The sequence below is a fragment of the Streptomyces sp. AM6-12 genome, assembly GCF_044327085.1.
Classification (GTDB): Bacteria; Actinomycetota; Actinomycetes; order Streptomycetales; family Streptomycetaceae; genus Streptomyces.
Genome location: NZ_JBIQWN010000002.1, coordinates 264317 through 282335, shown reverse-complemented (window position 1 = coordinate 282335; position 18019 = coordinate 264317). Strand labels below are relative to the sequence as shown.

Below are 18019 nucleotides of genomic sequence, written 5' to 3'. Positions count from 1 at the left end.
TCAGCCGAGCGGCACGCCGGCCTCCAGATACAGCGCGGTGCCGCGCTCGCGGGCGCGCAGGGCCCAGCGCAGGCGCTCGTAGCGGACCGGGGGCAGCATCCCGGCGGCCTCCTGCTCGGTGGCGAACCGCCAGCCGCGCAACTCCGGCCCCGGAAGCACCACTCGGGCGGCCTCGCCGGAGGGGAGCCGGCCGCCGTCGAAGAGCAGCCGGAGCCCGCCGTAGCCGGGCGGCACGGGCCGCTCCCAGTCCACCACCAGCAGCCGGGGCACCTCGCTCAGCCGTATCCCGGTCTCCTCGGCGACCTCCCGCATCCCCGCGCGGGCCGGCGCCTCACCCCGTTCCACCACACCGCCGGGGAACTCCCAGCCGGGCTTGTAGGTGGGGTCCACGAGCAGCACCCGGTCCTGCTCGTCGAAGAGGAGCACCCCGGCGGCGAGGGTCTCGGCGGTGGGTTCGGGGGTCTGCACGATGTCGCAGGGGGCGAAGTCGCCGCTGCCGACCGACTCCGCGATCCGCACGGCGGTCTCGTACGGGGTCAGCGCGCTGGTGTCGATCAGATGGGCGTCGGCGGCGAGCCATGAGGCGAGGGCGGCGTGGTAGGGCTCGATGTGGTCGTACGACCACTGCCGCACCCGTATCTCCCCGTCGGGCAGGTCGGGCGGCACCTCGCGCCCGGCTATTCGCGCGCGCAGGATCGTTTCGGCCGGGGCGAGGACCACGTGTCGTACGGGAATCCGGCGGGCGGCGAGGCCGCCGAAGATCTCGTCGCGGTACTCCTGGCGCAGCAGGGTCATCGGCACGACGAGGGTGCCGCCCAGCTCGGCGAGCATGGCGGCCGCGGTGTCGACCACGAGTCTGCGCCAGATCGGCAGGTCCTGGAAGTCGCCGGCCTCGGCGAGGTGCTTGGGCGGCAGCAGGTGCGTGAGCGACCCGCCGATGATCTCGGGGTCGAAGATCGTGCTGTGCGGGATCAGTTCGATCAGCTCCCGTGCGGTCGTGGTCTTTCCCGCACCGAACGCGCCGTTGATCCAGACGACGGTCACGGACTTCCCCCTCTTCTGTTGGCCCCCTGAGGCTTGCCCGCTCCACCCTGCCACGGAAACCCCGCCGCGGTGAGGGTGCGGTAAAGCGCGGTGCCGGTGCCCCTCGCGGCGGGACACCGGCACGCGGGGGCGGGGGGCCTGCTCCTGGCCCTCCGCCGGGTCCTAGTCCTGACCGTCGGTCGGGGCGTCGGCGGGGGCCAGGCTGTCGTGGCTGACCAGGTCGCCGGCCGAGTGCAGGGTGCCGGAGACGTTGAGGCCGTCCAGGGGCCCCTTGTCCGCGGCGTGGGACGGGGTGATGGCGGCCACGACGAAACCGGTGGCCAGGGAGGCGAGGGCGAGAATGCTGCGCTTCTTCATGCGGGGATCAACTCCGCCAGGGGGTCCGGGGTCACGCGGGTACCGCCGGAACAGCGAAATTCCGTCGCCGGGGCGCCGATAGCACCGGTAACGTCCGGGGCGACGACCCCCGGAGGACCGACATCATGCCCCGCACCCGCCCCACCACCACCCTCTGGCGCCCCACCGGCCCCAAGGAGCTGGATCTGGTACGGGCGTCACGGTGGCGGGCCTGGCCGCCCCGACTGCCGGAGCAGCCCATCTTCTACCCGGTGCTCAACGAGGACTACGCGATCCGGACCGCGCGGGACTGGAACGTACGGCTCGACGGCGCCGGTTTCGTGACCCGCTTCGAGGTCGACACCGACTTCGTCCGCCGCTACCCGGTCCGGCAGGCGGGCGGCGAGACGATCCTGGAACTGTGGGTGCCTGCCGAGGAGTTGGACGAGTTCAACGCCCATGTCGTGGGACCGATCGAGGTCGTGCACACCTTCCGGTGAGCCACCCCGCCGCGCGGCACGGGTGCGGTTTCCGGCCGCGCGCTGCCGGCCGTTCCGGACGCGCACCCCCTGAGGTCCGACATCAGCGGCGTGCCCAACATGGCGGCCATGACGAACACGCAGGTGGGGGCGGTCGGCCGGGTGCTGCGCGAGATGGTCGCCGCCGACCGGGGGGCGAAGGGCGCGGCCCCGAGAGAGGGTTCGGCGCTGCGGATCGTGGAGCGGGCGCGGCCCGCGCGGTCGGTGGCGGCGAAGGTGGCCGCCACGGCGGAGTGGACGACGAAACCGCCTCCTTCATCTATGGATTGACGGTACGTCACCTCGGTGCGGACGCGGGCCGGTGGCGGGCGCTGCACGACGCGCTGGCAGGGCACCGCGGCGCCCTGCCCGAGTTGCTGGCCGCGCCGCCGGAGCGTGCCGCCCTCCGACGGCACGCTCCGTCCTCCCACCCCCCGCAGCGTCCACCGCACGCTCGGCCTGCTGCTCGGACACGCGGAGCCGCACCATGTCGCCGCCGCGTTCGCCGCCTGCCCGAGCAGGTGTCCAAGGAGCTGCTCGCCGGCGGGCCGCTGCCGGGTGCCGCCCTCGTCACCGCCGTCGTCACCCACGGCGACAGCCGTACCCGAGCGGCCCTGGCCCGGCATCCCCGGCTCGACACCCGCGTCCTCGCCCGGCTGGTCGCGGTCGGCGACGCCCGCGGCGCCTGGACGGTGTTCCCGAGGACGTACGGCTGCGGCACGCGGCCCTGCTGCCCGAGCCGGGCCCCGACGGCCTGCCCGGCGGCGCGCGGCTCACTCGGGAGCGGGCCCGGCACGGTCTGTGCGGCCTGTTCCACTGCGCGCCGTCCACCCAGATCGACGGGCTGTTCACGGCGGGCCCCCTGGACCGCGCGGACCTGGTGCGCCTCGCGACCCCGGCCCCGCGGCTGCTCGCCTACCTGGGCAGCGCCGCCCGCCGCACGGACACCCCGCCCGAGGCCGCCGAGGCCCGTGCCGTACTCGCGGACCGCGTGCGCTCCGGGCTCGGTACGGACCCGGCGGCCCGGCGCCGGGTCGCCGAACGGCTGACCGGCCTCGACCCCGAGTGGGACCCGCACTCGACGGTGGCGGCGCTGCTCGCCGGCTGACACCGGTTCGGCGCCCCGGACCGGCCGAAAGCGGCGCAGAGTACGAACAGCCGACTCCCAGACACCTGTTAGGTTTATGGCTTCGCGAAGGAGCATGGAAAGAACGGATGTTGTTGTGCGCAAGGCGCGATGGACAGCGGCCGCGACACTGGCCGTGATCGCGATGACCGCCGGGTGCGGTAGCGAGAGCACGAGCGGGAAGGCTGCGGACGGCACGGCGAGTGTCACCGCCGGCGCGACGAAGGAGCCGGCCGGGACGGCCCCGTCTCACGACACGCTCATCGAGCGGGCGGCCGGCACCTGGAAGGGCATCACCGCCCCCACCGACGGTTCGCTGGACACGCTCGTCATCAAGGACGGCAAGGCCACGGCCAAGGGCGCGAAGCTCTCGTGCACGGGCACCCTCATGCCGGCGAAGGAGGACGGCCAGGAGTCCGCGACCATCACCTACAAGTGCCAGGGCGGCAAGGACGGCGGCCGCGGACCGGGGCACCTGAAGATGAAGCCCGACAGCTCCGCGCTCGCGATCGACTTCGACGGCCCCTCCGGCGGCTGGGGCGGCCCGGTCGACAGCTACCGCCGAGCCTGAGAGAGCGTCCCCATTCCAGCGGTGGCCACCCCGGCGACGGCGGGGCGGCTCCCGGAGGGCATGCGTCCGAACGGCGCCGGGCGTACGGGCCGTAGCGCCCTTCCCCACGCCTGTGACGGCCCACCGGCGACCACTTCGAACTCCTGTGGCGGCACACCGGCGGCCACCCCGACGCGACCCTCCCGACGCGACCGGCACGGTCACCCCGTCCCGGCACCCGGCTGGAGCCGCAGCAGCAGCCCGCTAGAGCCGCACCAGCCCCGGCCCCCTGATCAGCGCTGCCGCCGCGGCCCCCACCAGCCCCGCGTCCGTGCCCATCTGCGCGGGCACCACCGTCAGCCGCCGTACGAACGACAGCGTGGCGTAGTCCGCGAGCGCCTCGCGCAGGGGGGCGAAGAGGACGTCGCCCGCCTTGCCGACCCCGCCGCCGATCACCGCGATGTCGATCTCGACCAGGGTCGCGGTGGCCGCGATCCCGGCGGCGAGCGCCCGTGCGGCCCGCCGGAAGGAGGCCACGGCGACCGGATCGCCCGTCCGTGCCGCGGCGGCCACCGCGGCGGCCGAGGCGTCGCCGTCCGGGCCCGGCCGCCACCCCCCTTCCAGGGCGCGGCGGGCGAGGTTCGGGCCGCTGGCGATCCGCTCCACGCAGCCGCGCGCGCCGCACGGGCAGGGGTCGCCGTCGAGGTCGACGCTGATGTGCCCGATGTGCCCGGCGTTGCCGGTCGGGCCGGGATGCAGCCGGCCGTTCAGGACCAGGCCGCCGCCGACGCCCGTGGAGACCACCATGCACAGCGCGTTGTCGTGGCCGCGGGCGGCGCCCATCCAGTGCTCGGCGGCGGTGATCGCCACGCCGTCGCCGATCAGCTCGACGGGCAGTCCCCCGGTCGCCGCCCGCACCCGCTCGACCAGCGGGAAGTCCCGCCAGCCCGGCACGTTCACCGGGCTCACGGTGCCCGCGGACGCGTCCACCGGGCCCGCGCTGCCGATGCCGACCGAGCGGACCTGCCCCCACCGGGACGAGGCGGCGAGTTCGCCGAGCACCTCCTCGACGGCGCGCATGACCGTCTCGCCGTCCTGCCGGGCGGGCGTGGCGCGCTGGGCCCGCTCCAGGATCAGTCCGCGGCCGTCCACCAGACCGCCGGCGATCTTGGTGCCGCCGATGTCCAGGGCTGCCACGAGGTCGGTGCGCATCAGAGTCTGGTCTCCCCGTCGAACGATGAAATCCATGGGCCAGGGCGGGCCGGCCGGGTGCTGGGGGCGCGGTCCCGCGCAAAGCGCTCGTCAGTCTCTCGCGCACCTGACAACGTTGTCCAGGCTCTATGCTCGACGCCACATCCTCATACAAGCCCATGGGCCGCCCGCAGCACACCCCGTGGGGCCACGGACGACAGGACAGGACAGCGCATCGTGCCCAAAACCACCCGCCGCGCGGAACGCCATTCCGGGAACCGGTACGGCAACCGGCCGACGATGAAGGACGTGGCGGCGCGGGCCGGGGTGGGGCTGAAGACGGTCTCCCGCGTGGTCAACGGCGAGCCGGGGGTGACCCCGGACACCGAGCGCCGGGTGCAGGAGGCGATCGACGCGCTGGGCTTCCGCCGCAACGACAGCGCGCGGGTGCTGCGCAAGGGCCGTACGGCGAGCATCGGCCTCGTCCTGGAGGATCTCGCCGACCCCTTCTACGGCCCGCTGAGCCGCGCGGTGGAGGAGGTCGCCCGCGCGCACGGAGCCCTGCTGATCAACGGCTCCAGTGCCGAGGACCCGGAGCGGGAGCGGGAGTTGGCGCTTGCGCTGTGCGCGCGGCGGGTGGACGGCCTGGTGGTGATCCCGGCCGGGGACGACCACCGCTATCTGGAGCCGGAGATCCGGGCGGGCGTGGCGACCGTGTTCGTGGACCGTCCGGCGGGGCGGATCGACGCCGACGTGGTGCTGTCCGACAACTTCGGCGGGGCCCGGGACGGAGTGGCCCATCTGATCGCGCACGGCCACCGCAGGATCGGCTTCATCGGGGACATGCCCCGCATCCACACCGCGGCGGAGCGGCTGCGCGGCTACCGGACGGCGATGGAGGACGCGGGGATACCGGTCGACGACCGCTGGATGGCGCTCGGGGTGACGAGCCCGGAGCGGGTGCGCAAGGCGGCCCAGGAGATGCTGTGCGGACCCGAGCCCGTCACCGCGGTCTTCGCGGGCAACAACCGGGTGACGGTCACCGTGGTCCGGGTCCTCGCCGAGCAGTCCCGGCAGGTGGCCCTCGTCGGGTTCGACGACTTCGAGCTGGCCGATCTGCTGCGGCCGGGCGTCACGGTGGTCGCCCAGGACGCGGCGGCCCTCGGCCGTACGGCGGCGGAGCGGCTGTTCCGGCAACTGGACGGCGGGCTCGTCGCACCGGAACGGATCGAACTGCCCACCCGCCTGATCCCCCGCGGCTCGGGCGAGCTGCCCCCGGCCGGCTGAGCCGCCCGGGGTTGCCGGGGCGGGGCGGCCTGCCGTCGGAGAGGCTACTGCGCGGACGCGGTCAGATCGCCGCGCCGGGGGCCCGCGTACCCCTCCAGCTCCGTGCGGCCGAGTCCCGTGCGCTCGGTCACCTCGGCGGGGTCGAGGGCGCCGCAGTCCAGGCCGCGCAGCAGATAGCCGCTGAGGGCCTTGGCGGTGGCGGGCTCGTCCATGACGTCGCCGCAGGCGCGGTTGGCGTAGCGGGCGAGACGGGCCGCGGCCTGCTCGAAACCCTCGCGGTAGAAGGCGAAGACGGCCGCGTAGCGGGTCGGGATGTGCGCCGGGTGCATGTCCCAGCCCTGGTAGTAGGCGCGGGCGAGGGCGCGCCGGGTGAGGCCGTAGTGCAGCCGCCAGGCGGCGTGGACCTGTTCGGAGGGGCCGACCGGGAGGACGTTGGTGGAGCCGTCCGAGACGCGGACGCCGGTGCCCGCGGCGGCGACCTGCATGACCGCCTTGGCGTGGTCGGCGGCCGGGTGGTCGCTCGCCTGGTAGGCGGCGGAGACACCGAGGCAGGCGCTGTAGTCGAAGGTGCCGTAGTGCAGCCCCGTGGCACGGTCCTCGGCGGCCTGGATCATACGGGCGACGGTCGCGGTGCCGTCGGTCGCCAGGATGGCCTGGCTGGTCTCGATCTGTATCTCGAAGCCGAGCCGTCCCGCGTCCAGGCCGTGCGCCTTCTCGAACGCTTCCAGGAGCCGTACGAAGGCGGTCACCTGCTCGGGGTAGGTGACCTTCGGCAGGGTCAGCACCAGCCCCTCGGGCAGCCCGCCCGCCGCCATCAGACTGGTGAGGAAGACGTCGAGGGTGCGGATGCCCCGCGCGCGCACCGGAGCCTCCATGCACTTCACGCGGATGCCCATGTACGGCGCCGCGGTGCCCTTCTCGTACGCCTCGGCGATCAGCCGGGCCGCGCGGGCCGCGGTGGCGTCCTCCTCGGCGTCGGGGCGGGGGCCGTAGCCGTCCTCGAAGTCGACCCGCAGGTCTTCGATCGGCTCGCGCTCCAGCTTGGCGCGGACGCGGGAGTACACCGGTTCGGCCAGCTCGTCGGCGAGGCCGAGGACGGCTGCGAAGGAGGCGGCGTCCGGGGCGTGTTCGTCCAGGACGGCCAGGGCCTGGTCGCCCCAGGAGCGGACGGTGCCGGCGGTGAAGGCGTCACCGGGGACGTAGACGGTGTGGACGGGCTGCCGGGTGCCGGGGTCTCCGGGGTAGCGGCGGGCCAGTTCCGCGTCGACCGGTGCGAGCGAGGCGCTGATCTCCTCGCCGACGGCGCCCGCGAGGCTGGTCGCCACCTTCTCCTGCTGACCCATCCCACACCCTCCAAGAATCCACCGAAATTCCGCTGTGCGGAATCAACAATCCGTAGAATGAAGTTATCCGGCGTCCTTCCGGCTGGTCAACACCCCCGCGCCGCCTTCAGGATGCACCGAGGCCCCCATGACCGCGCGGGTCACGGGGGCCTCGGACAGCCGACCGGCGATCAGCCCTTGCGGGCCTTGATCTCCTCGGTGAGCTGCGGCACCACGTCGAACAGGTCGCCGACGACGCCGTAGTCGACCAGCTCGAAGATCGGGGCCTCGGCGTCCTTGTTGACGGCCACGATGGTCTTCGAGGTCTGCATGCCGGCGCGGTGCTGGATCGCGCCGGAGATGCCGTTGGCGATGTACAGCTGCGGCGAGACCGACTTGCCGGTCTGGCCGACCTGGTTGGTGTGCGGGTACCAGCCGGCGTCCACGGCGGCACGCGAGGCGCCGACGGCCGCGCCGAGCTGGTCGGCGAGGGCCTCGATGATCGCGAAGTTCTCGGCGCCGTTGACACCGCGGCCGCCGGAGACCACGATCGCGGCCTCGGTCAGCTCCGGGCGGCCCGTGGACTCGCGCGGGGTGCGGGCGGTGACCTTGGTGCCGGTGGCCTTGTCGGAGAAGGTCAGGGTGAGGGCCTCGACCGCGCCCGCGGCCGGGGCGGCCTCCACGGCGGCCGAGTTCGGCTTGACCGTGATGACCGGGGTGCCCTTGACGACACGGGACTTGGTGGTGAAGGACGCGGCGAACACCGACTGGGTGGCCACCGGACCCTCGTCGCCGGCCTCCAGGTCGACGGCGTCGGTGATGATGCCGGAACCGATGCGCAGCGCCAGGCGGGCGGCGATCTCCTTGCCCTCTGCGGAGGACGGGACCAGCACGGCGGCCGGGGAGACGGCCTCGTAGGCGGCCTGGAGGGCGTCCACCTTCGGCACGACCAGGTAGTCGGCGTACTCGGACGCGTCGTGGGTGAGGATCTTCACCGCGCCGTGCTCGGCGAGGGTGGCGGCGGTGTCGGCGGCGCCGTTGCCCAGCGCGACGGCGACGGGCTCGCCGAGGCGGCGGGCCAGGGTCAGCAGCTCGAGGGTCGGCTTGCGGACGGCACCGTCCACGTGGTCGACGTAGACGAGGACTTCAGCCATGGGATTGCTCTCCTGCGTAACGAAGTTGAGGGGCGGTCGGCGGGCGCGAACCCTTAGATGAACTTCTGGCCCGCGAGGAACTCAGCGAGCTGCTTGCCGCCCTCGCCCTCGTCCTTGACGATGGTGCCGGCCGTGCGGGCCGGACGCGCGGCCGCGGTCTCGACCTTGGTGAACGCGCCCTCCAGGCCGACCTCTTCCGCCTCGATGTCGAGGTCCGACAGGTCCCAGGACTCCACCGGCTTCTTCTTGGCCGCCATGATGCCCTTGAAGGACGGGTAGCGGGCCTCGCCGGACTGGTCGGTCACGGAGATCAGGGCCGGCAGCTGCGCCTCGAGCTGCTCCGAGGCGGCGTCGCCGTCGCGGCGGCCCTTGACGGTGCCGTCCTCGACCGAGACCTCGGAGAGCAGGGTGACCTGCGGGACACCGAGGCGCTCGGCGACCAGCGCCGGGACGACGCCCATGGTGCCGTCGGTGGAGGCCATGCCGGAGACGACCAGGTCGAAGCCGGCCTTCTCGATGGCCTTGGCCAGCACCAGGGAAGTGCCGATGGCGTCGGTGCCGTGCAGATCGTCGTCCTCGACGTGGATGGCCTTGTCGGCACCCATCGACAGCGCCTTGCGGAGCGCGTCCTTGGCGTCCTCGGGGCCGACCGTCAGCACGGTGACCTCGGCGTCGTCCGCGTCCTCGGCGATCTGGAGCGCCTGCTCGACCGCGTACTCGTCCAGCTCGGAGAGCAGACCGTCCACGTCGTCGCGGTCGACGGTCAGGTCATCGGCGAAGTGCCGGTCGCCAGTGGCGTCGGGCACGTACTTCACAGTGACAACGATCCTCAAGCTCACGCCGGCTCTCCTACTGCATCGTGATTTCCTGGCTGCCTCTTGCAGGCAGCATAGGCGCCTGAAGCGGCCGATCCCGGTCGGGGCGTCAGCGCGCTCCGTCCGGAATATTACTCGTCAGTACACTCAGTTCGTCCCCGCTAAGCAAGCGCTTTGAACTGTGACCTTCGCAACGCAGCGTAATCGGAACTCGACGGCCGTGCAGGGGAACGGGACGTGATCCGCGCCGCACTCAGTCGCGCAGCGCGGTGAAGCGGCCCTGGTGGTAGAGGAGGGGACGGCCGCCGCCCGTGGGATCGCCGAGGACGACCTCGCCGAGCACGATCCGGTGGTCGCCCGCCGGGACGCGGGCGACGACCCGGCAGACCAGCCACGCGAGCACGTCGTCGAGCACGGGCACGCCCTCGGGGCCGTCGTGCCAGACGGTGGGCGCGCCGAACCGGTCGGCGCCGCTGCGCGCGAAGGTGGCGGCCAGTTCGCCCTGGTGCTCGCCGAGTACGTGGACGCCGATATGGCCGGCCTCGGCTATCGCAGGCCAGCTGGAGGCACCGGTGCCGATGCCGAAGGAGATCATCGGGGGTTCGGCGGAGACCGAGGTGAGGGAGGTGGCGGTGAAGCCGACCGGTCCGGCGGCACCGCGCGCGGTGATCACCGCGACACCGGCGGCGTGCCGGCGGAAGGTGGAGCGCAGCAGATCGGGAGAGGCGAGCTGGGGGGTGCCGAGTTGGGGCAGGGCCGTCATGGAGTTGTCCTTCTGTTCGGGAGGGCGAGCGGGTCCGTGGCTGCTCAGCGGCCCGGACAGCAGGCGCTCGCGGTGCGCGCGAGGTCGACGTGGGCCCGCCCGTGGAGAAGGAGTTCGGTCGGCATACGGTCAGGCTGACGATAGGTGGCGCGCACAGTCAAGTGCGGTCCGGGAACTGGGATCTCTCTCACCTGGTGCTGAGTACCCCCTCACACCGCCTCCCCCAGCGCCGCGATGACATCGGCCTTGCGGGGCTGCCCGGCGGCGCGCCGGACTTCCCTGCCGTGCGCGTCCAGGACCAGGACGGTGGGGGTCTTCAGGACCCCGAGGGCGCGTACGAGGTCGAGGCGGGCCTCGGCGTCGATCTCGACATGGGCGACGCCGGGCACCATCGCGGCGACCTCGCCCAGGACGCGCCGGGTGGCGCGGCAGGGCGCGCAGAAGGCGCTGGAGAACTGGACGAGGGTGGCACGTTCGCCGAGCGGGCCACCGAGTTCGGTCTCGTCCAGCCCGGCCGCGTTCCGTCCGGCTTCGCGCCCGCCCGTTCCGGCGTCGTCGCGCCCGTTCACCCGTGCCCTCCCGCTCCGCCGCCGGTGCGGCACTCCAGGGGCGCCCGCTTCTGCGGGCGTGCGGAGTCAAACAATCGGCGCGCCGTCAAGATTCCCGGCGTCCGGGTGAATCCCGTGCGGACGTGACGAGGATCTCGCCGCGGCCGGGCACCAGAACTGGCCACCCGTACGTTCTTGGGGCACGATCTGCGAGACGCCGTAAACCTACGGCCGCGTAACTTGTCCGCCGGGAGCCCCTTTCCCGAGCAGAGCAGAAAGGGTTCATCCCACCCATGGCAGAGCTGGTCTACCGTCCCGTCATCGGATTCGCCAAGACGCTGTTCAAAGTCTGGGACCTGAAGATCGACTGCCAGGGCTCCTCGAACATCCCGCGCTCCGGCGGCGCCGTGCTGGTGAGCAATCACATCAGCTATCTGGACTTCATCTTCAACGGCCTGGCCGCGCTGCCGCAGAAGCGTCTGGTGCGGTTCATGGCGAAGGAGTCCGTCTTCCGGCACCGGATCTCGGGTCCGCTGATGCGCGGCATGAAGCACATCCCGGTGGACCGCGGGCAGGGCGAGGCCGCCTACGCGCACGCGCTGGACTCGCTGCGTTCCGGTGAGGTCATCGGCGTCTTCCCGGAGGCCACCATCTCGCAGTCGTTCACCCTCAAGGGCTTCAAGTCGGGTGCGGCCAGGCTCGCTCAGGAGGCCGGGGTGCCGCTGGTCCCGATGGCGGTGTGGGGCACGCAGCGGCTGTGGACCAAGGGGCATCCGCGCGACTTCAAGCGCAGCCACCTGCCCGTCACCATCCGCGTGGGCGAGGCCATGGAGGCGGCGCGCGACCAGTACGCCGGGGTGATCACCCGCCGGCTGCGCGAGCGCGTGCAGGAGCTGCTGGACGCCGCCCAGCGCGCCTATCCGGGCCGCCCGAAGGGCCCCGAGGACTCCTGGTGGCTCCCGGCCCACCTGGGTGGTACGGCACCGACGGCGGACGCGCTGCGGACGGCCGACGCCCACTGAGGCACGCGCCGGTGCCGCCGATGTGCGGCGGCGGCACACGGTACGGCAACTCGCAGCGGAGGCCCGCCACTTCACGCGGGTGTCACGGGACGGACGGCAGTGCCCGGCCCAGGGCCTCACGGTCGGGGGCGGTGCGCAGGGCGGCGAGGACGGCCGGGTGCGCGGCGGCGTACAGCAGCGGGTGATCCAGCTCGCCCGCGGCGGGGTCCGGGGTCCAGGCGAGCCGTTCGCCGGTCAGCGAGAACCGCGCGGCGACGCCGGGTCTGTTTCCCCGCGGGTCCTGGCGGTGCCAGGCGCCGCGGAAGCGGACGGCGACCAGGCCGTGCAGCACGTGCCCGGCGCCGTCGTCGTCGCGCAGGCGCTGGTAGCACAGGGCCGTCGGGATGTCCTCGGCGCGCAGCAGGGCCGTCAGCGCGTGTGCCTTGGCGTGGCAGATGCCGGTGCGTCGCGCGAGCACGTCGGAGGCGCGCCAGGTGACGCGCGGGTCGCCGGCGTCGGCGGAGTGCGGGATGGTGTCGCGCACGAACTCATAGGCGAGGCGCGCATAGGCATACGAGTCGGCCGCGTCGGCGGCCAGCCGGGCGGCCGTCTCCCGGACCATCGGGTGGTGATGGTCGATGACCTCATCGGCGGCCAAGTAGGCGGAGAGGTCCGCGGTTTCCTGGATCGGCTGCATGCCCGCAGAGCATAGGAACGCGATCACCCGACCGTCAATGAAACTTTTCGGGTGACCGCATACCTATGCATTCTTCGGGACGCCTGGTTCAGCGCGCCATCTCCTCCTTGACCGCCGCCACGAAGGCGTCGACGTCCTCCTCCGTGGTGTCGAAGGAGCACATCCAGCGCACTGTGCCCGCGGCCTCGTCCCAGAAGTAGAAGCGGAAGCGCTTCTGGAGCCGCTCGCTCACGTCGTGCGGGAGCTGCGCGAAGACGCCGTTGGCCTGCACCGGGTAGAGGATCTCCACGCCGTGCACCGCGCGCACGCCCTCGGCGAGCCGCTGGGCCATCTCGTTGGCGTGCCGGGCGTTGCGCAGCCACAGGTCCTTGGCCAGCAAGGCCTCCAACTGCACCGAGACGAAGCGCATCTTGGAGGCGAGCTGCATGGACAGCTTGCGCAGGTGCTTCATCTTGCGCACGGCGTCCTGGTTGAGGACCACGACCGCCTCGCCGAACACCGCGCCGTTCTTCGTGCCGCCGAGCGAGAGGATGTCGACGCCGACCGCGCTGGTGAACGTGCGCATCGGCACGTCCAGGGAGGCGGCCGCGTTGGATATCCGGGAGCCGTCCAGGTGCACCGTCATGCCGTGCGCGTGGGCGTGCTCGCAGATCGCGCGGATCTCGTCGGGCGTGTAGAGCGTGCCCAGCTCCGTGGACTGGGTGATCGAGACGACCTGGGGCATCGCCCGGTGCTCGTCCTCGAAGCCCCAGGCCTGCCGGTCGATCAGCTCGGGGGTGAGCTTGCCGTCCGGCGTCGGCACGGTGAGCAGCTTGAGCCCGCCCATCCGCTCGGGCGCCCCGCCCTCGTCCACGTTGATGTGCGCGCTCTCGGCGCAGATCACCGCGCCCCAGCGGTCGGTGACCGCCTGGAGTGCGACCACGTTCGCGCCGGTGCCGTTGAAGACCGGGAATGCCTCCGCGGTGGCGCCGAAGTGGCTGCGGATGATCCGCTGGAGGTTCTCGGTGTACTGGTCCTCGCCGTAGGCCACCTGGTGGCCGCCGTTGGCCAGGGCCAGGGCGGCCAGCACCTCCGGGTGCGCCCCGGCGTAGTTGTCACTGGCGAAACCGCGGACCTCCGGGTCGTGATGGCGACGCGCGTCGGTCTTGGGAGGGTTCACGGCTTCTCGGTCAGCCACAGACGGTTTCCGTTCAACTCGGCGGCGGACTTGCTCCAGACGCCCTCGATGGCCTCGGCCAGGTCCTTGACGTCCGTGAAGCCCGCGAACTTCGCGTTGGGGCGTTCGGCGCGCATCGCGTCGTGCACCAGCGCCTTGACCACCAAAATCGTAGCCGCCGACGTCGGACCCTCGGCGCCCTCCGCCTTGCCCGCCTTGCGGAAGTAGTCCGCCATGGCCAGCGTCCACGCCTCGGCGGCGGCCTTGGCCGCGGAGTAGGCGGCGTTGCCCGCGGTGGGCTTGGACGCGCCGGACGCGCTGATCAGCACGTAGCGGCCGCGGTCGCTGCGCTGGAGGGCCTCGTGGAAGGCGAGCGAGGTGTGCTGCACGGTGCGCACCAGCAGCAGCTCCAGGAAGTCCCAGTCATCGAGGCTGGTCTTGGTGAAGGTCTCGCTGCCGCGCCAGCCGCCGACCAGGTGCACCAGGCCGTCGACGCGCCCGAAGTCCTTCTCGACGTGCTCGGCCCACTCACGGGTGGACTGGAGGTCGAGCAGGTCCACGGTGTCGCCCGTGACCGTGGCCCCGCCGGAGGCGTAGCGGGCCGCGTCCACGGCCTCCGACAGCCGCTGGGGGTCGTTGTCCGCTCCGACGACGGTCGCGCCGGCCTCGGCCAGGCGCAGCAGCGTCGCCCGGCCGGCGGGTCCGCCCGCGCCGGCCACCGCGATCACCGCGCCGCTGAGCGCCCCGTTCGACCCGTTCCCCATGTTCTTCCCCTCTTCGGCAGTGGCAGTGATGTGTGTGGTCGCCGCGTCGTCCGTCACGCGGCGAGCCGCTCGGTGCTGTCCGCCGTGATGCCCTTGGTGGAGGCGATCACGTTCTTCAGCTTCTTGGACAGGGCCTCGAAGAACATGCTCAGCGGAAACTCGTCCGGAAGCACGTCGTCGACCAGCTTGCGCGGCGGCAGGGTCAGGTCCAGGGCGTCGGGACCCTTGGCCCACTTGGAGCCGGGGTGCGGGGCGAGGTACTCGGACACCAGCTGGTAGCCGGCGAACCAGTGCACGAGCTTGGGGCGGTCGATGCCGTCCCGGTACAGCTTCTCTATGTCGGCGCACAGCTGGTTGGTGACCTGCGGGGCGCGCTCCCAGTCGATGGAGAGCTTGTTGTCGGTCCAGCGCACCACGTCGTGCTTGTGCAGGTAGGCGAAGAGCAGCTGGCCGCCGAGACCGTCGTAGTTGCGCACCCGGTCGCCGGTGACGGGGAAGCGGAACATGCGGTCGAACAGCACCGCGTACTGCACGTCACGGGCCTGCGGGACGCCGTCGGCCGCCAGCTTCACGGCCTCCTTGAAGGCGGTGAGGTCGCAGCGCAGCTCCTCCAGGCCGTACATCCAGAACGGCTGGCGCTGCTTGATCATGAACGGGTCGAACGGCAGGTCGCCGTGGCTGTGGGTGCGGTCGTGGATCATGTCCCAGAGCACGAACGCCTCTTCGCAGCGCTTCTGGTCGTGGACCATCGCGGCGATGTCCTCGGGCAGCTCCAGGCCCAGGATGCCGACGGCTGCGTCGGTGACGCGGCGGAAGCGCGCGGCCTCGCGGTCGCAGAAGATGCCACCCCAGGAGAAACGTTCCGGCGCCTCGCGGACGGCGATGGTCTCCGGGAAGAGGACGGCCGAGTTGGTGTCGTAGCCCGAGGTGAAGTCCTCGAAGGTGATGCCGCAGAACAGCGGGTTGTCGTACCGGGTGCGCTCCAGCTCGGCCAGCCACTCGGGCCAGACCATGCGCAGCACGACCGCCTCCAGGTTGCGGTCGAGGTTGCCGTTCTGCGTGTACATCGGGAAGACGACCAGGTGCTGGAGTCCGTCCACGCGCCGCGCCGCGGGGTGGAAGGCCAGCAGGGAGTCGAGGAAGTCCGGCACTCCGAAGCCGCCCTCGGCCCAGCGGCGCAGGTCCTCGACCAAGGCCTCGTGGTAGGCGGCGTCATGCGGCAGGAGCGGCGAGAGCTGCTCGACGGCCTCGGCGACACGGCGCACGGCAGCCTCCGCGTCGGTCTTGGCAGGCGCGCCCTCGGCGTCGAAGTCGATCGAGCCGTCCGCCGACTGCCATGGCCGGATCTGCTCCACGGCATCCTTGAGCATGGGCCAGGCGGGGTGCTCAACCACCCTGGCCTGCGAAGAAACCTGCTCCTCCGCACCCGACTGCACAAGAATTTCCGTCATTTCCCATCCTCCACGGCAGAACCTCGCGTATGGACACCGTATGCATACCCCGTTTGCGTCATCAAGAGGCGGCGCAGGAGATTTTGCTGTCCAGAGACATGGTCACCGACATTTTTCCTGCCGTAAACCGTGACCGCGCTCACTTTCAACCGTCAAGCCGGAGGCGAGGGAGGGGTGATATCCGGCCTGTCAAGCCCGCGGGGACTCGCCCACGCGCGGGTGAAGCCGCGCGGGGGTAGCAGCCAGTCACCGTCCGGGGCGCGCCCAGATCGTCCGCGCGCATGCGGGTTCATCACGGGTCGGGGCCGTTAGGCTGCCATCTGCCCGCACGGACGACGGCGTCCGCCCGTCGCCGCGCGTGCCGAGCCGCCGTCGACGGAAGCGAGTCGAACCTTGAACTTCCTTACCATCGGTCACCGCGGGGTCATGGGCGTGGAGCCCGAGAACACCCTTCGTTCCTTCGTCGCCGCGCAGCGGGCCGGCCTCGACCTGATCGAACTCGATCTGCACCTCAGCAAGGACGGCGCCCTCGTCGTCATGCACGACGCCGAGGTGGACCGCACGACCGACGGCTCCGGGCCGATCGCCGAGAAGACCCTCTCCGAGCTGCGCGCGCTGGACGCGGGGCGCGGGGAGCGGGTGCCGGTGTTCGAGGAGGTGCTGGACGCGGTGGACACGCCGCTCCAGGCCGAGATCAAGGACGTGGCGGCGGCGCGCGAGCTGGCGCGGGTGATGCTGGAGCGCGACCTGGTGGGGCGGGTGGAGGTGTCCTCGTTCCACGACGAGGCGGTCGCCGAGATCGCGCGGCTGGTGCCCGGCGTGCGCACCGCGCTGATCGCCGGGCGCTACGGCCCCGAAGTGGTCGAGCGCGCGCTCGCCGTGGGTGCGCCGACCCTGTGTCTGGACATCCGCCGGCTCACCCTGGAGACGGTCGAGCACGCGCGGGCGGCCGGGTTGCGGATCATCGGCTGGACCGTCAACACGCAGGACCATCTGCGGCTGGTCCGCGCGCTCGGGCTCGACGGGGCGACCACGGACTTCCCGGAGATCAAGCGCACCGGCCGGTTCACGGCGTAGGCGGCGCGCTCCCCGGCCGCGCTCAGCCGAGCTTCTTGACCAGCAGCTCGAACTCCAGGTCGGTGCGCTGCGGGATGCCGAAGCGCTCGTCGCCGTACGGGAACGGGGACATCTTTCCCGTACGGCGGTAGCCGCGGCGTTCGTACCAGGCGATCAGGTCCTCCCGTACGGAGATGACCGTCATGTGCATCTCGGTGACGCCCCACGCCGCGCGGGCCTGGCGCTCGGCCTCCGCGATGACGGTCTTGCCGAGGCCCGCCCCCTGGAGCGTGGGGCTGACCGCGAACATGCCGAAGTAGGCGTGCTCACCGCGGTGTTCGAGCTGGCAGCAGGCGACGATGCGGCCGTCGCGCTCGACGGTGAGCAGCCGGCTGTCCGGCGACTTGATCACTTCGAGGACGCCCTCGGGGTCGGTGCGCTGCCCCTCCAGGATGTCCGCCTCCGTGGTCCACCCGGCCCGGCTGGCGTCGCCGCGGTACGCCGACTCGATCAGCACGACCAGCGCGTCGACGTCGGCGTCGGTGGCGTCTCTGAAGGTGAGGCCGGGGGCGGCGCTGTGCATGGGGGCGGTTCTCCGATCTCGGGTGTGGCTGGGGCTGGGTCGAGGGTAACTGTGCCACTAGGCTGCGCGGGCATGGTGCATGTGCTGAGCAGCCGGACACTTCTGCGACCCACCGACCCCGAGCGCAGCCGCGCCTTCTACGGCGAGCGGCTGGGCCTGCCCGTCTACCGCGAGTTCGGCACGGGGCCGGAGCGGGGGACGGTGTACTTCCTCGGCGGCGGCTTCCTGGAGCTCTCGGGCCGGGGTACGGCTCCCCCGTCGCCGTCCGTCGTGCTGTGGTTGCAGGTCGAGGACGTGACGGCGGCGAACGAGGAGCTCCGCGCGAGGGGCGTCGAGATCACCCGGCCGCCGGTGAAGGAGCCGTGGGGCCTGATCGAGATGTGGCTCGCGGACCCGGACGGCACACGCATCGTCCTGGTGGAGGTCCCGGCGGACCATCCACTGCGACACCGGGCCGGGATCTAGCGGGGCCCGGCCACCGGGGTAGGCCTCCCAGCCGACGGCGACCGCGGTTCCCTCAGGGGCCGCGCACAGCGGACGCCGGATTCAGCCCCTCACAGCCGACGGCGACCGAGGGGCGCGGGGAACCGCGCGACCAGCCACGACGCGCCCGCACCCGGCCCACGACCCGCACCCCCGCGGCGCTCTCCCTACGGC

Annotated in this window: 21 protein-coding genes; 8 read left to right on the top strand and 13 right to left on the bottom strand. The window is 72.3% G+C overall.

The features are described from left to right. Both ACE4Q9_RS29650 and ACE4Q9_RS29645 read right to left on the bottom strand, forming a co-directional pair. Positions 1-1044, bottom strand: a complete 1044-nt coding sequence (locus ACE4Q9_RS29650; RefSeq protein WP_397987585.1) for an NUDIX domain-containing protein — start codon at positions 1042-1044, stop codon at positions 1-3. A gap of 162 nt (positions 1045-1206) precedes the next feature. Continuing rightward, a complete protein-coding gene (locus tag ACE4Q9_RS29645; RefSeq protein WP_397987584.1) occupies positions 1207-1401 on the bottom strand; it encodes a hypothetical protein in 195 nt (64 codons plus the stop codon). Between the two features lie 125 nt (positions 1402-1526). Between ACE4Q9_RS29645 and ACE4Q9_RS29640 the strand changes: the two genes are divergently transcribed. The 4 genes from ACE4Q9_RS29640 to ACE4Q9_RS29625 all read left to right on the top strand — a co-directional run bounded on the left by ACE4Q9_RS29640 (position 1527) and on the right by ACE4Q9_RS29625 (position 3595). Continuing rightward, positions 1527-1880 carry a hypothetical protein gene (locus tag ACE4Q9_RS29640; protein WP_397987583.1) on the top strand — a complete coding sequence of 118 codons (354 nt, stop codon included), beginning with the start codon at positions 1527-1529 and terminating at the stop codon, positions 1878-1880. Positions 1881-1988: 108 nt separating this feature from the next. Further along, positions 1989-2189, top strand: coding sequence for a hypothetical protein (locus ACE4Q9_RS29635; RefSeq protein WP_397987582.1), 201 nt, complete (start codon positions 1989-1991; stop codon positions 2187-2189). Positions 2190-2778: 589 nt separating this feature from the next. Then, on the top strand, positions 2779-3006 hold the full coding sequence (locus tag ACE4Q9_RS29630) for a hypothetical protein (RefSeq protein ID WP_397987581.1): 228 nt from the start codon (positions 2779-2781) through the stop codon (positions 3004-3006). Positions 3007-3100: 94 nt separating this feature from the next. Continuing rightward, positions 3101-3595: a hypothetical protein gene (locus ACE4Q9_RS29625; RefSeq protein ID WP_397987580.1), complete on the top strand. Its 495-nt coding sequence runs from the start codon at positions 3101-3103 to the stop codon at positions 3593-3595. 243 nt (positions 3596-3838) lie between these two features. On the opposite strand, the gene ACE4Q9_RS29620 is transcribed toward ACE4Q9_RS29625, so the two are convergent. Next, positions 3839-4786 carry an ROK family protein gene (locus ACE4Q9_RS29620; RefSeq protein ID WP_397987579.1) on the bottom strand — a complete coding sequence of 316 codons (948 nt, stop codon included), beginning with the start codon at positions 4784-4786 and terminating at the stop codon, positions 3839-3841. Positions 4787-5002: 216 nt separating this feature from the next. Between ACE4Q9_RS29620 and ACE4Q9_RS29615 the strand changes: the two genes are divergently transcribed. Continuing rightward, positions 5003-6052 carry a LacI family DNA-binding transcriptional regulator gene (locus ACE4Q9_RS29615; protein WP_397987578.1) on the top strand — a complete coding sequence of 350 codons (1050 nt, stop codon included), beginning with the start codon at positions 5003-5005 and terminating at the stop codon, positions 6050-6052. A gap of 44 nt (positions 6053-6096) precedes the next feature. Here ACE4Q9_RS29615 and ACE4Q9_RS29610 read toward each other — a convergent pair whose 3' ends face one another. The 5 genes from ACE4Q9_RS29610 to ACE4Q9_RS29590 all read right to left on the bottom strand — a co-directional run bounded on the left by ACE4Q9_RS29610 (position 6097) and on the right by ACE4Q9_RS29590 (position 10675). After that, entirely contained in the window at positions 6097-7395 is a 1299-nt protein-coding gene (locus ACE4Q9_RS29610) for a DUF6986 family protein (RefSeq protein WP_397987577.1), read from the bottom strand. Positions 7396-7565: 170 nt separating this feature from the next. Next, positions 7566-8528, bottom strand: coding sequence for an electron transfer flavoprotein subunit alpha/FixB family protein (locus ACE4Q9_RS29605; protein WP_397987576.1), 963 nt, complete (start codon positions 8526-8528; stop codon positions 7566-7568). A 53-nt stretch (positions 8529-8581) separates the two neighbouring features. Beyond that, entirely contained in the window at positions 8582-9367 is a 786-nt protein-coding gene (locus ACE4Q9_RS29600) for an electron transfer flavoprotein subunit beta/FixA family protein (protein ID WP_397987575.1), read from the bottom strand. Between the two features lie 229 nt (positions 9368-9596). Then, positions 9597-10106, bottom strand: coding sequence for a flavin reductase family protein (locus ACE4Q9_RS29595; RefSeq protein WP_397987574.1), 510 nt, complete (start codon positions 10104-10106; stop codon positions 9597-9599). 209 nt (positions 10107-10315) lie between these two features. After that, positions 10316-10675 (bottom strand): TlpA family protein disulfide reductase, encoded by a 360-nt coding sequence (locus ACE4Q9_RS29590; protein ID WP_397987573.1) that lies wholly within the window; start codon positions 10673-10675, stop codon positions 10316-10318. A 272-nt stretch (positions 10676-10947) separates the two neighbouring features. Here ACE4Q9_RS29590 and ACE4Q9_RS29585 point away from each other — a divergent pair, with 272 nt between their 5' ends. After that, a complete protein-coding gene (locus tag ACE4Q9_RS29585) occupies positions 10948-11676 on the top strand; it encodes a lysophospholipid acyltransferase family protein (RefSeq protein ID WP_397987572.1) in 729 nt (242 codons plus the stop codon). A gap of 82 nt (positions 11677-11758) precedes the next feature. On the opposite strand, the gene ACE4Q9_RS29580 is transcribed toward ACE4Q9_RS29585, so the two are convergent. The 4 genes from ACE4Q9_RS29580 to ACE4Q9_RS29565 all read right to left on the bottom strand — a co-directional run bounded on the left by ACE4Q9_RS29580 (position 11759) and on the right by ACE4Q9_RS29565 (position 15723). Next, positions 11759-12352 carry a transglutaminase family protein gene (locus ACE4Q9_RS29580; RefSeq protein WP_397987571.1) on the bottom strand — a complete coding sequence of 198 codons (594 nt, stop codon included), beginning with the start codon at positions 12350-12352 and terminating at the stop codon, positions 11759-11761. 88 nt (positions 12353-12440) lie between these two features. After that, positions 12441-13511, bottom strand: a complete 1071-nt coding sequence (locus ACE4Q9_RS29575; protein ID WP_397987570.1) for a threonine aldolase family protein — start codon at positions 13509-13511, stop codon at positions 12441-12443. Next, positions 13508-14272, bottom strand: a complete 765-nt coding sequence (locus ACE4Q9_RS29570) for an SDR family NAD(P)-dependent oxidoreductase (RefSeq protein WP_397987569.1) — start codon at positions 14270-14272, stop codon at positions 13508-13510. Before ACE4Q9_RS29570 ends, ACE4Q9_RS29575 begins: the two co-directional genes overlap by 4 nt. Before the next feature lie 53 nt (positions 14273-14325). Further along, positions 14326-15723: a DUF6421 family protein gene (locus ACE4Q9_RS29565; protein WP_397987568.1), complete on the bottom strand. Its 1398-nt coding sequence runs from the start codon at positions 15721-15723 to the stop codon at positions 14326-14328. A gap of 393 nt (positions 15724-16116) precedes the next feature. Between ACE4Q9_RS29565 and ACE4Q9_RS29560 the strand changes: the two genes are divergently transcribed. Continuing rightward, complete coding sequence (locus ACE4Q9_RS29560; RefSeq protein ID WP_397987567.1) at positions 16117-16800, top strand: glycerophosphodiester phosphodiesterase; 684 nt, start codon at positions 16117-16119, stop codon at positions 16798-16800. Positions 16801-16822: 22 nt separating this feature from the next. On the opposite strand, the gene ACE4Q9_RS29555 is transcribed toward ACE4Q9_RS29560, so the two are convergent. Continuing rightward, positions 16823-17362, bottom strand: coding sequence for a GNAT family N-acetyltransferase (locus ACE4Q9_RS29555; protein WP_397987566.1), 540 nt, complete (start codon positions 17360-17362; stop codon positions 16823-16825). Between the two features lie 72 nt (positions 17363-17434). Between ACE4Q9_RS29555 and ACE4Q9_RS29550 the strand changes: the two genes are divergently transcribed. Then, a complete protein-coding gene (locus ACE4Q9_RS29550) occupies positions 17435-17827 on the top strand; it encodes a VOC family protein (protein WP_397987565.1) in 393 nt (130 codons plus the stop codon). Positions 17828-18019: the final 192 nt, after the last annotated feature.

Bases quoted from the DNA above. Each gene is read 5' to 3' on its own strand.
- ACE4Q9_RS29645 (WP_397987584.1), bottom strand. From the start codon at position 1,401: ATGAAGAAGCGCAGCATTCTCGCCCTCGCCTCCCTGGCCACCGGTTTC.
- ACE4Q9_RS29640 (WP_397987583.1), top strand. From the start codon at position 1,527: ATGCCCCGCACCCGCCCCACCACCACCCTCTGGCGCCCCACCGGCCCC.
- ACE4Q9_RS29635 (WP_397987582.1), top strand. From the start codon at position 1,989: ATGACGAACACGCAGGTGGGGGCGGTCGGCCGGGTGCTGCGCGAGATG.
- ACE4Q9_RS29625 (WP_397987580.1), top strand. From the start codon at position 3,101: ATGGAAAGAACGGATGTTGTTGTGCGCAAGGCGCGATGGACAGCGGCC.
- ACE4Q9_RS29620 (WP_397987579.1), bottom strand. From the start codon at position 4,786: ATGCGCACCGACCTCGTGGCAGCCCTGGACATCGGCGGCACCAAGATC.
- ACE4Q9_RS29610 (WP_397987577.1), bottom strand. From the start codon at position 7,395: ATGGGTCAGCAGGAGAAGGTGGCGACCAGCCTCGCGGGCGCCGTCGGC.
- ACE4Q9_RS29605 (WP_397987576.1), bottom strand. From the start codon at position 8,528: ATGGCTGAAGTCCTCGTCTACGTCGACCACGTGGACGGTGCCGTCCGC.
- ACE4Q9_RS29595 (WP_397987574.1), bottom strand. From the start codon at position 10,106: ATGACGGCCCTGCCCCAACTCGGCACCCCCCAGCTCGCCTCTCCCGAT.
- ACE4Q9_RS29585 (WP_397987572.1), top strand. From the start codon at position 10,948: ATGGCAGAGCTGGTCTACCGTCCCGTCATCGGATTCGCCAAGACGCTG.
- ACE4Q9_RS29580 (WP_397987571.1), bottom strand. From the start codon at position 12,352: ATGCAGCCGATCCAGGAAACCGCGGACCTCTCCGCCTACTTGGCCGCC.
- ACE4Q9_RS29570 (WP_397987569.1), bottom strand. From the start codon at position 14,272: ATGGGGAACGGGTCGAACGGGGCGCTCAGCGGCGCGGTGATCGCGGTG.
- ACE4Q9_RS29565 (WP_397987568.1), bottom strand. From the start codon at position 15,723: ATGACGGAAATTCTTGTGCAGTCGGGTGCGGAGGAGCAGGTTTCTTCG.
- ACE4Q9_RS29555 (WP_397987566.1), bottom strand. From the start codon at position 17,362: ATGCACAGCGCCGCCCCCGGCCTCACCTTCAGAGACGCCACCGACGCC.
- ACE4Q9_RS29550 (WP_397987565.1), top strand. From the start codon at position 17,435: ATGGTGCATGTGCTGAGCAGCCGGACACTTCTGCGACCCACCGACCCC.